The following is a 12803-nucleotide window of genomic DNA, read 5'->3' on the forward strand; positions in this document are numbered from 1 at the left end:
CAAATTACCCCAATCGGTTTTACCAACCGATTGGGGTAATTTGTTATCAATCAGTACTTATCCCACCAATTCTTCACGCCCTTGCTATTCCTCCCTCCCAGCTTCTCGAGCGCCGTCCGGTAATGCGTACCGTTGAGCGATGCTTCTACGAGCGGGTAGCTCATACGCCGGGAGACGTCCGTTACGTCGGGGTCGAGGGACCCGTCGGCGGGAAGGGCGAAGATGGCCTTGCCGGTATTAGGGTCCCTGAAATCGAGGCGGAGGCGTTCCAGCCAGCCCTGGATGCCCTGGGTGTACATTCCTATCCATTTCTGGGAGCCGACGCAGTCCTTCCATTTCGCGGTATTGTAGGGCACTTTTTTGAGGTAGGCGGCAATGTTTTCTTCGCGCACGCCCGCAAAGCGCATGGACGCAGCGATACCTTCCTGATAATACTGTGCGGCAGTGCCGGTGAGCCCCACTTTCAGGTCGCGGGCCAGGATTTCGGCGAGCATGAATTTTACTTCCGCCAGATCGAGCCAGATAGTCGGGGCCGTTGCACCGACGGCATAGTTGGCAGGCAAGCTCACGAGGGTCGGATCGCCATTAGAGCTGGCATCGCCGCTTTCCAGCCCGTATGCTTCGCCCACATAGTTGCCGGAATTCAACAGCGGCTGGGCAAATACAGGCAGCCTCGGATCGTCATATTGTTTGAGGTAATCGATAAACGGCTTCGACATTGAGAAATCGACCCGTATCTTGAATGCCTGGTTCATCGGGTTGTTGTTGGGCGGCGAAGGAAGCCAACGGAACAGCGCGCTTTGCTCCTGTGTAGCGATAATACCTCCGTTGGCCGGATCAAGCGCTTTTTTGATGGCGTCCGCTGCTTCGGCAGGCTTCACGTCCGCCATTCGCAATGCAATGCGGAGCCGGAGCGAGTTGGCAAAACGTTTCCAGGCATTCACATCGCCGCCGTATAGCGCATCGCCGGTAAGGTAGCTGGGTTCGGATGCGTTCAACAGCTTTACCTGCTCGTCCAAAGTGGCCAGTAAACCCGCATATACCTCTTCGCCGGTGTTATAAACGGGCGTAACATCATCGGCATTCAGCGCCTCGGTGTACGGAATAGGCCCTCCGTAAATGTCGGTCAGAAAATGGTAGGTGTAAGCCTTCACGATCTCCGCAATGGCGATCCGGTTTTTGTAGCCGGGCCATCGCGACTCCCTTTCTATCTTTTGCGCTTCCTGCAACTCGTTGAGCACGTCGGTGTAAAAGGTGTTCCACATGATCTGGTTGGTGCTCTCCCTGATCTGGTAGCGGCTTTCGTCGGAATAGTAGGTCGAGGACCAGTATTGCGCGTAATACATCCCGAACCGGCCGTTGTTCCACTCGTCGCTGATATTGGTGGAGAAGTTGAATTGCGCGTTGGTCAGCAGCTGTGCCGAGGTGGCATGTTCCGCGCGGTTGGGGTCTTTGTTCATTTCCTCGAAGCCATCGGTGCAGGCCATCGCCGAAGTCAGCAGCAATGCAATGGTTATTTTCCTGAAATTTTTCATAGCTGTTTTCATTAAAATCCAAAAGAAACATTCACGCCCATAGAGCGAACAGACGGCAATGCTCCACCTTCGAGCCCTTGCCAGTTGGTGATAGAATTGGTAATAGCCGTAGGGTCGACATGCTGGGAATTCGACTTCATAAGCCACAGGTTCCGGCCTACGAGCGATACCCGTACTTTGCTGAAAGGCGTTTTGGAAATCCAGCCGGCGGGAAGGTTATACCCGAAACTGATCTCGCGTAAATAAATATAGCTCGCGTCGATCACGTCGATAGCGTTGATATTGTAGCCACCGTTTCCATTGCTGCTGAAATGGTCGCGGGCATCGATCACCACGTCGTTGGGTGTGCCGTCTTCCTTCACACCTTCCGCGATGATACCGTCCTCGCGAATGCTGCCTTCGGCGGTTTCTTCGAGGATACCTGTTTCACGACCGAACATCTGCGTGGTGGAGAAAAAGCTGCCGCTCTTCTGAAAATCGATTAACGCAGATAAATTAAAGCCTTTGTAACGGAAAGCATTGATCAACCCGCCCGTAAACGAAGGCAGTACCGAGCCGAGCACTTTCTGTTCGTCCGAACGCAGGTAAACCCCGTCCTCATTCACTACTTTCTGCCCTTTTTCATTGTATACAAAATCGTAACCTACAATGGAACCGAACGACTCTCCCTCCCGCGCTTCCAGCTGCACGGCGAACGGCGCACTGGCCAGTACCATCGTTTTCTGGTCGGCCGTCAGGCGAACGATCCTGTTTTTGTTCTTCGCCCAGTTGAGCGTTACATCCCACCTGAAATCCTCACCCGAAACCGGCGATGCGTTCAGGCTGATTTCAATGCCTTTGTTTTCCAGCAGGCCGGCATTAATGTATTTAAAGGTAGCACCCGTAGCAGCCGAGCGGCTGAGCGGGATGATCTGGTTTCTGGTACGACGGTTGTAATACGACACATTCACTCCCAGCCTATTATCAAACACCTTCATTTCGGTACCGAATTCATACTCCGAAGTAATCTCCGGTTTCAGGTCCGGGTTGGGCAACGTATTGGGCACCGACACCCGCGAGTCGGTGCCGAATGGCTGGTAAAGCTGGTAGGAAAGAACCGTGTTGTAAGGGTCGGTGTCGTTACCTACCTGCGCGAGCGCCGCGCGGAGTTTCAGAAAATTCAGCCAGTTGGCATCGATAAGCCCCGACGCGATCCACGACACGGAGCCCGAAGGATAAAAATAGGAGTTATGCTTCACAGGCAATGTCGACGACCAGTCGTTACGCGCACCGAGATCCAGGAACAATATGTCTTTATAACCCAATGAAGAGGCCGCAAATACCGAATTAATGCGCTTTTTACTCTTCAAATCCGTAATATCCGGCCTGCCCATCGAAGCCTCCAGACTGAACACATCCGAACTGAGCCCGTCCACCGTTTTCGAAATGAGCGTCGAGCCGGAGCGCGTCATCTGGTTAATGCCCAGGTTAGCATTCCAGGAAAAGTCCCTGGCAAACAACCTGTTGTACGACAGCAATCCCTGAATGTTGTTTTCCAGGTGTGCGTATTTACTGAGCCAGTACTGCGAGGTATATTGCGAGCCGATCGCCACCCTTTCCTCCTGCGTTTCGAAATAAGTATCCGTCATGTATTTCAATTCGGCGGTTAAGCCTGTGGCCAGTTTGTAGCTGGCGGCGAGGTTTCCGAACACGCGCGTCCGGCCGTCCGTCTCATAGTTTTTATACCGCACCCAATAAGGATTGTTCGAAAACCGGGGTGTGGGATTAAACCACGAGCTGCGGTTCCAGGTGAGCTGGGTGCCGTCGGGCAACTGGTATTCCTTCATTTTGTCAAAATCGATCTGCCGCTGGCCCCATTGCGTGAACTGCACCATGACGTTAGCCCCGTCGTCGCCGTAACCTGTGCCCGGCCTCCCTTTCGCCGAATGCGTCACGAAATTGGCCGAGCCCGAGATAGTGAGGTTTTTGATGGCCTCGTAGCTGGCGTTGATGCTCGCATTGTGACGGACGAGTCTGGAATTGGGCAGAATAAATTTCTGGTCGAGATTGGAATACGAAATGCGGTACGAACCTTTGTCGGTGGCGCCGTCCAGGGATACGTTGTGGTTAAAAGTGCCCCCGGTTTCGAAAAAGCTCCTGATATTATCCGGCTGAGCCTTCCATGGCACCACTTTGCCAAAATCGGGATTTCCCCTCTCCTTGTCCCAGCTCCAATAGGGACGGTAAAGCTGCCCTTCGAACTTCGGTCCCCATGACTCGTCGGTAGCATATTGCGGCAGCAGGTCGTAGCTCCCCAGGCCGTCGTTGTCGTCGTACGTACCCTTGCGGTCGGCGGGGAACGCCTCGGGATTTTCACTGTAATAGAGCTTTTCGAATTCGAAACCGCCGCCGTATTTATTCTGATAGCGGGGCAGTTTGTACACTTTGTCGATATTGTAACCAAACGAATAGGACAGGTTGGGCTTTTTGGACTTCCCTCCTTTTTTTGGTCGTAATGACAATAACCCCGTTCGAACCCCTGCTTCCGTACAAGGCCGTCGCAGCGGCGCCTTTCAGCACGGTTACATTCTCCACGTCGTTCGGATTAAGGTCCTGGATGGAGTTGCCAAAATCGTAGCCGCCTGCACCGCGCTGCTGTTCGAGGGAATTGGTATTCCGGTTTTCCATCGGCATACCATCCACTATGAAAAGCGGGTTATTGTTACCATAAATGGAGTTGATCCCCCGGATGTTGATCTTCGCCGAGCCGCCCATCGAGCCCGTGTTGCCCGCCACCTGCACACCCGCGAGCTTGCCCGAAAGCGAATGGACGAGGTTGGCTTCGCGCACATTGCTCAGCTCACCGCCATCGAGCTTCTGGGCACCGAAGCCGATCGATTTTTCCTCCCTTTTGATACCCAGGGCGGTCACCACCACTTCGCCCAGTTGCCGGGTGTCCTGGGAGAGCGCCACATCCAGGCGCGTGTGCGCACCAACTTTCAGTTCCCGGGTTTCAAAACCGATATAACTGAAAACCAGCGCCGTGGTATCGCTCGCCACTTTAATCGAGTACTCGCCGTTCACATTCGTCTGCGTACCGGTGTTCGCGTTCCTGACTTTGATATTCACTCCCGCCAGCGCGGTACCGTCGTCCTTGGCGGTCACCAGGCCGGTCACCGTCCTCTCCTGCGCGAGCGCATGCATTGCCGGCAGCAATAGCATGCACCATAATTGATAGATATTTTTCATGGAATATATGGATTGGTAAAAAAATACGGTATCTGTTGCCTGCGAAGGGAGCGGGCAAAATGATGAAGCACGGAGTGGGCACAGTGCTCCCGGCACCGGATGGACCGCCGCCGGCGTGCAAACGGTTTGCGTTAGTTTTTAACGAAACAGGCTGACCTGCTCGGCAACGATCTTCCAGCCTTCGGGCCGGTGTTGCCAGACGCGCGTAAAGAATCCCTCCACAGGTTTGCCGTTTTTGACGGCCGTTGCCTTGCCGAAACAATAGGCAAGATCACCCGCGGTGGAAATACCTTGTCCTGACCTGATAAATTGGTATGATTGAATTTGTTGCCGGGCTAACGTCCCCAGTGCTTCCGTCCGGGTTTTTCCGAATGGGCTGTCGCTACGGAGCAACACGACATCTTCGGCCAAAAACTGTTTGTAAGCCTGGCCGGCATCTTTTCCCGCGGCTACGGAAAACGCGTCTTCCGCTTTCCAGGGGGCCAGATTGTCCTCCTTCGCAAACGATACCGGTGAAATATAGTCGTAATCTGTCTCTTGTTGAGGCTCCGGATCGATCCGGAATGCTTCTTTATGGTTTCGGTCCGGGGAATGGATGACACCGCCGTCAAGCATTACCTTGAATTTACCCGCTGCATTCTTTTTCCAGACCGAAAAGAAATAGCCGGAACCTGCCGGGTCCTGTCCGCGCTCGGCAATGAATTGAAACGGCCCGGAAGTAAAGCCTATATCGCCACTTCGCGAAACCTGTGCGATGAGCGGGTACCATTTTAGAAGTTCCTTCCCGCCTTTTGGGGCCTTGCTGTACTGTGCGATGCCATTCACGGCGCCTTCGCCATTAAATATCACCCCGGCGCTGTCAAGATAGGCCAGAAAGGCCGTTGGGACATCGGTTTCCTCCGCCTTCGCCGCAAAAGCTTTTTCCTCCGCTATCAGCAAAACCACATCCGGGTCGGTCCGCTGTGACCTTCCACTATATACGCAGCCTAAAACCAATGCAACACAGAAACACCAGCGCAGGTAAAAACGCAGGTTGATCCGAGGCGGAATATGAAAAGGCCGGAACATGCGGAACGATCTAGTTAGGAGTTATCACACAATGATACAGCATCTTACGCATAAGTAAAAGCGCCGCAACGCCTTATCGACGGACGACACCAAGTATCGGCCAAATGCATTTGTAGAATAAAAACGTCGTAATATTATCCATATATGCCATTCGTCTATGTGTTTTGCGGTCGGTCTGTTCCGGAAATCCCGATTTGTACTAGAAGGGCCGTTAAATCACCATTTATCCCGGCCGGAATTTGCGGCAGCTTTGTAACGGGAGTTTCATACAGGTTATTTATCCCGGTTCTCAGGAATACCGACAGATAAATGGTGTAGTACAGTTGTTGTAATAATAATCCCGCCCCCACGTATTGGGGACGGGATTATCCTTTTAAACCGGTTGCGATCAGAATTCGATCTGGCCCCGTATTTCACCCGCAGGATAAATGATATTGTGGATATTGAAATAGTATTGTCCGTTCAGCAGTTCCGTTTCCTTGATTTTCACGCCATCCACCATCACCGAATTGGAATATTCGCCGGATAATGTTTTCGGGAAATTGGCAAAAAAAGTCGTGCTGAATGCCTGCATTGGCCCCTTTGGCGGCTGTCCCGTGAATATGCGAGCCGGTTGGCGTCGACGTCAGGTCTTTCCATTTGATAAAATAGCTGAGCAAATGCGTCGACTTGTTGTACATCACATCCACCGTTCCCCAGGCGTTGGTAACCACCGCGGGCACCTGCTGAGCGCCGGTCAGCGGCAACCCTTGTTTCACGACGATGTGCGGCTGGTCGTAAAATTCGATCTGTCCCCTGATTTCACCGCCCGGGTTAGCCGGCGTGTGGATGTTGAAGTAATACAATCCGTTCAAAAGGTCGGTTTCGTTGATACTCGTTCCGTCTACCACCACCGACGACGAATAGGAGCCCGTGGTTGTTTTGGGAATGGACGAAAAGAAATCGAACTTGATCCCCGCATTGCTGCCGCGTGCCGCCGTCCCGTGTATGTGCGCGCCCGTGGGAATGCCCGTGAGGTCGGCCCAATGGAGGGTAAAAGTGAGCACATGTGTGGTTTTGTTGTAAGAAACATCGGCCCAGCCCTTCGCCGGTGTTTGTTTGGCCGGAAACTCCTGGGAACCGCTCAGCGGGAGGCCGCTCTGCCTGACTACATCCTGGGGTACGCCGTGGTCGTCGCAGCCTGCGAACAGCGCGACGAGCAACCATACCATTCCAAATCTGCATAGAATTTTCATCATTTGGTTTTGTTGGGTTGAGTTGAAAGATTTAGCTAAATTATTCCTCTAAAATTACAATTAAATAAGCGAAGTTCTCTGGTATAGACATCAATAAAACGTTAAGAAATAACCAGTTACGGGAGCTTCCGGCATTTGCTCTACTTTTTTTGCGCGTTGGTCGACATAATTTTACCGGCACCGATCTTTTCCATTCATTTGTCACGTCTTTTACAACCGCATTATGGATACGCCCTTTTTGGAACGACAAATCCGGATTCCGCTTTCAAACCGCCCCGTAACAGTCAAATATGCACTCGTGCACGCCTGTTACTGGTTACTGGTCACCGGCTTTTTCCTTTATGAAAAAAGGTACCTGATCTTCAAGGCGAGCCTCAACTATTTCGCCATTTGCGTGATAGCCCGCGTGGCGCTGCTGATCGTGATCGCCTACCTGAACCTCCATTACTTTTTACCCCAATATCTTCTGAGGAAAAAGTACGGTAAATACTTTAGCCTGGTGCTGTTGTCGATCCTGGGTTACCTGCTCGTGCAATGCCTTTTTGATTACTATTTATACGGCTATGTGATCGGGCCGATGCGGAACAGCAATATCGCGGAGGCGCTTTCGTATAACTTTTTCAGCACACTCTGGTACCTCGCATTGATGGTTGCGCTCAAACTGAGCATCGACTGGTACGAACAGCAGCGGATCCTGCAAAAAATCGTCGTGGAAAAGCTGAACGCGGAAGTCAATTTTCTCCGCTCGCAGGTGAACCCGCATTTTCTTTTCAATATCCTGAACAATCTCTACGCGCTGACGCTGAAGAAATCGGACCTGGCGCCCGAAGTTGTGCTGAAACTTTCGGAAATGATGGAATATATGCTCTACGACAGCGACGATAGCACCGTTTCGCTCGGTAAGGAGATCAGCTATCTGCATAATTATATCGAACTCGAACGTATCCGCTACGACAATAACCCGGACATTTCGCTCGAAGTAGCGGGCAGTCCCGACGGTAAGGAAATAGCCCCGCTTTTGTTGCTGCCGCTGGTGGAAAATGCATTCAAGCATGGCGTCAGCCGAAGATCGGACAAAGGCTGGCTGCATGGAAAAATCAACGTCGGGCCATCGGTGGTGGAAGTGACTATCGAAAACAGCAAACCGAACACTGGCCCGAAAGGCGGCAAAGGCGGCATAGGCCTGGCAAATCTGCGCAAGCGACTGGAACTTTTGTACCCGTCGCGCCACAGCCTGCGGATCGACGATCAGCAGGAACGTTTCAGTGTTTTTATGAAAATCGATCTTGTCAACGCATAATCCGGATTTGCTATGAAGAAATCAATCTGGCTTTTACTGCTTACGGCCTGGGGCACAACCGGTTCAATGGTGTCGCCCGAGCCTCGGGTCTTCGTCGCCGCGACGCCCTGTGACGCCGTACCAAGGCATTTGCTGGCCATTCCCCGCGAGGTCGATTGTGAAATGATCAAATGGCGGCTCACCCTCCGCCGCGACCCTCGCAATCTCGGCCGCGACGATTTTAAACTCCAATACACCTACGGAATGACCAAACCGGGTACGCAGGGTTTTATGAACGATGGTTTTTCGAAAGAAATATCCGGCAGGTGGAGCTTCGCCGGAAACACCGGCCCAACGCCCGGCAAGCAAATTTTCACTCTCTATCCTGCTTCTTCCGGGACCGCCATCACCTTTGTGCAGCTGAACGACCGTCTGCTACATTTGCTCGACCAGCAGGGCAACCTGATGATTGGCAACGCAGGTTTCAGCTATACATTCAACAGCCAGGGCTCCAACCTTTAAATCAATCTGTTAGCCATGAAAACACTATTGCTTTTTACGGTTTGTCTCATCACGCTGCAAAAAACAGCCGCACAATCCATGGCATTACCGAACGCTCCGTCTAAAACCACGACCCGCCAGCCTGTCGCGGAGGGGCCAAACGTGTGGGGAGTATTTCACGGCCGTGTACCTTGCCAGACCATGGCACGGATGTTGAATACGCCTGTGGAAGCCAACTGCGAGGTGCTCAAATGGGGTTTCACGTTTTATCAGGACCCGCAAACCCGGAAACCGTCGACTTACCGGTGGGACGGCTCGCTCTACCGCGACACCCCTCGCACCGGCCAATGGGCGCTCGTTCGTGGTACGGCCGGAGATCCGGAAGCCACGGTGATCGTGATCGACCCGGGCTACCCCGAGAAATCGGTTTTCCTGCTGAAAGGTGATGAAAATGTATTATTTATACTCGACGGTTCGCGGGAACCCATGGTCGGCGGCGACTATCTGAGCTACACCTTCAACCGGGTCAGAAACTAATTCCGGTAGCTAAATAACCACAACGTATGCTACAATGCGTGATCATCGACGACGAGCCCCTTGCGAGGGAAGTATTGGAAGAATACCTGCGGAAATCGGGTATCGGGGGCGCCGTCCAGTTCGGCAATGCCCGGGACGCCCTGGCCTATCTGCAGGCGCACGAGGCCGACGTGCTCTTTCTGGACATCGAAATGCCGGAAATGAACGGGATCGACTTCCTGAAATCACTTTCGCAGCCACCGGTGACCGTTTTCACCACCGCCTACCGCGATTATGCATTCGAAGGTTACGAGCTCGGCGTTATCGATTTTTTGCTCAAACCGATTTCTGAGATGCGCTTCCGGCATGCCCTTGAAAAGGTCCGCGATTTTCTGCAACTCAAGGAGCAGAACGCCAACCTGGAACAGAATCCTCCGGAGGAAAAGCCCGACTTTATCTTCGTCAAAAGTGGCGTACAACGCGTGCGCCTGGCTTTCGACGACATTTCCCACATCCAGGGCCTGAAAGACTACGCGATTATCCACACAAGCGCCGGTAAGGTGGTCATCAAAGGGTCTGTCAAGGCTATGCTCGACATTTTTCCGCCCGCACGCTTCCTCAGGGTGCACAAATCGTTTATTGTGGCGATCGATAAAATCCGGCGCATCGAACGGAACAGGATTATCTGGGGCTCCTGGCAAATTCCGATCGGACGGAATTACAGAGAGGAAGTCATGGCGATCGGCCGGTAGGGTATCGGGCGCTGTCTCACGTTCATTCATGGTCAACCAATTCGCCGGCCAAAGACAGTATCTGCTCAAATATCCTTTGGGAATACCTGAAATATCGGCTTTACCCAGATCACCAGCGTAGCCGCCAGCATACCGGCGATCCAGATCTTCTTGTTTTATGGTGATAGGTGAAATAAGGGTTAGGACTAGCGGGTAAATGTATAGGTCTTGCCTTTCTCCGTTTTGAAATCATACAAAGCCGTTTCGGGCAGTTTCGAAGGCGCTATTTTTGCGGCCGGCGATATGATTGGCTTTGGAATATCCGGTATTTCGTAAAATGGATTGCTGTTGCGGCTACCCCCGGCGGCAAGTACAAGCCCGTTGCCTTTCAGCGCATTGGGAAGGCGTAAACGGCAGTTTCCGCCGAGGTTCGATTTGATGACCAGCTTTGAAACTTTTCCATCCTTCCATTCCAACGACACGATCTCGAATCCGCCCCGGGCCCGCAAGCCGCTGATCGCCCCGTTCTTCCAGCTGTCGGGAAGGGCCGGAAGCAGGTGAATGGCACCGTCGTGGCTTTGCATGAGCATTTCCGCGATACCGGCCGTGCAGCCGAAGTTACCGTCGATCTGGAACGGCGGGTGCGCGTCGAAGAGGTTGGTGTAGGTTCCGCCACCGCCTTTTTTTCCCGGCGCATTCACAGGCGAAAGCTGGTCGGTAATGAGCTTGTAGGCGCGGTTGCCGTCGAGCAGGCGGGCCCACCAGTTTACTTTCCAGCCCATCGACCAGCCGGTGGAAACATCCCCCCCGGTGTTCGAGCGAAGTTCTGGCCGCGCCGAAAAGCTCCGGCGTGCGGTAGGCCGAAAGCTGGTGCGATGGATACAATCCATACAAATGCGAAATGTGGCGGTGCTTGTCTTCCGGGCTATCGAGGTCTTCCAGCCATTCCTGCAACTGCCCGAACTTCCCGATCTGCATGGGAGGTAGCTGCGCACGTTTGGTTTTCAATATCTTCACAAAATCGGCATCCGTGCCCAATGTCTCCGCCGCGCGGATGGTGGCGGTAAAAATGTCGTACACGATCTGGTTATCCATCGTATTCCCCGCCCCGATCGTCGTCTTCGGGCGGATCGACGGAGCATTCTCGGGCGACATCCCGGGCACCACCACCAGCCACCGATGGGTCGGCTCGGGCACCAGGAAATCCACAAAGAACTGCGCCGAGCCCTTCAATGCCGGGTACACCGATTTCAGGTATTCCTTATCGCCCGAATAGCAATATTTTTCCCACAAATGCGTGCTCAGCCACGCCCCGCCCATGGGCCACATGGCGTAAAAAATCGGGTCTACGGGACCGGTGATGCGCCACAAATCGGTATTATGGTGCGCCAGCCAGCCCCTCGCGCCGTACATGACGCGCGCAGTTTCCTGCCCGGTTACCGATAGTTCCTTCACCATTTGTACCAATGGCTCGTGCAGTTCCGTCAGGTTGGTGACCTCGGCGGGCCAGTAATTCATTTCCGTGTTGATATTGATCGTGTATTTGCTACCCCACGGCGGGTTCATCGACTGGTTCCAGATACCCTGCAAATTGGCCGGCTGGCCTACCGGCATTCCGTTACCTCCCGGCTGCGAGGAGGAGATGAGCAAATACCGTCCGAACTGGAAATACAATGCAACCAATTGAGGGTCGTTACCCGAAGCGAATTTCGCAATACGCTCGTCCGTAGGCCATTGCACGGCTTCGGACGTCCCCAAATCGAGTTTTACCCGGTTGAAATAATGCTGGTAAGCAATGATGTGGCTTTTGAGGATCGTCGCAAACGGCTTGGCTGCGGCTTTAACCAGATACCGATCGGCTTTGGCTCTCGGGTCGGCCGTCAGCGTCTTGTAATCCACGAAATTGGTGGCAATGGAAATATAAATTGTAGCCGCATCGGCCTGCCTGACCGTCAGCGAAGTATCTCCCGCACTCAACTGCCCGCCTTCCGGCTTCACCAGTACGTGTGCCTGAAATGCAACCTGCCCTTTAATGCCCTCCTTATCCCCGCTGATCCCCGCAAAAACCATCCTTCCTCCTTTCTCTATCGTCCTTTCTCCCTTCTGAGGACTGTTCAGAAACGAAGTAAATGTCAATTTCCCCGGCTTATCGGCCGTCAGCCGGATCGCGATGACCTGATCGGGGACGGAAGCGATAACCTGGCGGGTGTATTTGACGCCGTCGACGGTGTAGGACGTCGTTGTTACCGCTTGTTCGATGTCCAGTTCACGATAGTAACCCGTAAATTTCTCATGACCGGGAAAGTCGATATTCAGGTTACCCACGGGCTGGTACATCATTCCGTTCGTGGTTTTCGATTCGATCTTTTCGGCCGCCAGCCTGGCGGCCTCGTCATGTTTGCCTTCGAAAATCAGTTTGCGGACTTCCGGCAATGCAGCCAGGGCGTTCGGGTTGTCGTTGCGGTTGGGTCCACCTGCCCATACAGTCGATTCGTTGAGTTTGAGAATTTCCTTTTCCGGGTTACCGTATACCATTGCACCCAACCGGCCATTCCCGACGGGCAATGCGTCCGTCCAGGTGTTACCGGCCGGCTTTCTGTACCAGAGCTTCAACGCGCCGGATGTTTGTGCAAAAGTTTGATTGGTAAAAACAAAAAGGGTCAGGCTCAGAAATAGGCGTTTCATGAAAATTATGTTCTTGTCCATCGTG

The 12803-nt window shown here is 53.2% G+C and carries 11 protein-coding genes and 1 pseudogene; 4 read left to right on the top strand and 8 right to left on the bottom strand.

Going from position 1 to position 12803, the window contains the following annotated elements:
• Nucleotides 1-50: 50 nt before the first annotated feature.
• The 6 genes and pseudogenes from ABV298_RS05685 to ABV298_RS05710 all read right to left on the bottom strand — a co-directional run.
• A complete protein-coding gene (locus ABV298_RS05685) occupies nt 51-1535 on the bottom strand; it encodes a SusD/RagB family nutrient-binding outer membrane lipoprotein (RefSeq protein ID WP_353721200.1) in 1485 nt (494 codons plus the stop codon).
• A gap of 11 nt (nt 1536-1546) precedes the next feature.
• Nucleotides 1547-4036 carry a SusC/RagA family TonB-linked outer membrane protein gene (locus ABV298_RS05690; RefSeq protein WP_353721201.1) on the bottom strand — a complete coding sequence of 830 codons (2490 nt, stop codon included), beginning with the start codon at nt 4034-4036 and terminating at the stop codon, nt 1547-1549.
• The gene (locus ABV298_RS05695; RefSeq protein WP_353721202.1) at nt 3930-4763 is read right to left on the bottom strand and encodes a TonB-dependent receptor plug domain-containing protein; all 834 of its coding nucleotides are present in this window, start codon (nt 4761-4763) and stop codon (nt 3930-3932) included. Before ABV298_RS05695 ends, ABV298_RS05690 begins: the two co-directional genes overlap by 107 nt.
• A 138-nt stretch (nt 4764-4901) precedes the next feature.
• Nucleotides 4902-5831 (bottom strand): nuclear transport factor 2 family protein, encoded by a 930-nt coding sequence (locus ABV298_RS05700; RefSeq protein WP_353721203.1) that lies wholly within the window; start codon nt 5829-5831, stop codon nt 4902-4904.
• Between the two features lie 388 nt (nt 5832-6219).
• On the bottom strand, nt 6220-6405 hold the full coding sequence (locus tag ABV298_RS05705) for a CHRD domain-containing protein (RefSeq protein WP_353721204.1): 186 nt from the start codon (nt 6403-6405) through the stop codon (nt 6220-6222).
• Between the two features lie 31 nt (nt 6406-6436).
• Nucleotides 6437-7069: pseudogene (locus ABV298_RS05710) on the bottom strand (CHRD domain-containing protein); the annotation flags it as partial.
• Nucleotides 7070-7289: 220 nt separating this feature from the next.
• On the opposite strand from ABV298_RS05710, the gene ABV298_RS05715 reads away from it, so the two are divergent.
• The 4 genes from ABV298_RS05715 to ABV298_RS05730 are packed head-to-tail and all read left to right on the top strand — an operon-like array spanning nt 7290 to nt 10114.
• Nucleotides 7290-8366: a histidine kinase gene (locus ABV298_RS05715; protein ID WP_353721205.1), complete on the top strand. Its 1077-nt coding sequence runs from the start codon at nt 7290-7292 to the stop codon at nt 8364-8366.
• A 12-nt stretch (nt 8367-8378) separates the two neighbouring features.
• Nucleotides 8379-8867, top strand: coding sequence for a hypothetical protein (locus tag ABV298_RS05720; protein WP_353721206.1), 489 nt, complete (start codon nt 8379-8381; stop codon nt 8865-8867).
• 15 nt (nt 8868-8882) lie between these two features.
• The gene (locus ABV298_RS05725; protein ID WP_353721207.1) at nt 8883-9383 is read left to right on the top strand and encodes a hypothetical protein; all 501 of its coding nucleotides are present in this window, start codon (nt 8883-8885) and stop codon (nt 9381-9383) included.
• 26 nt (nt 9384-9409) lie between these two features.
• Complete coding sequence (locus tag ABV298_RS05730; protein WP_353721208.1) at nt 9410-10114, top strand: LytTR family DNA-binding domain-containing protein; 705 nt, start codon at nt 9410-9412, stop codon at nt 10112-10114.
• A 185-nt stretch (nt 10115-10299) separates the two neighbouring features.
• On the opposite strand, the gene ABV298_RS05735 is transcribed toward ABV298_RS05730, so the two are convergent.
• A complete protein-coding gene (locus ABV298_RS05735) occupies nt 10300-10683 on the bottom strand; it encodes a glycoside hydrolase family 95-like protein (protein ID WP_353723149.1) in 384 nt (127 codons plus the stop codon).
• A 28-nt stretch (nt 10684-10711) separates the two neighbouring features.
• On the bottom strand, nt 10712-12778 hold the full coding sequence (locus ABV298_RS05740; protein WP_353721209.1) for a glycoside hydrolase family 95 protein: 2067 nt from the start codon (nt 12776-12778) through the stop codon (nt 10712-10714).
• Nucleotides 12779-12803: the final 25 nt, after the last annotated feature.

It is taken from the genome of Dyadobacter sp. 676 (genome assembly GCF_040448675.1).
Classification (GTDB): Bacteria; Bacteroidota; Bacteroidia; order Cytophagales; family Spirosomataceae; genus Dyadobacter.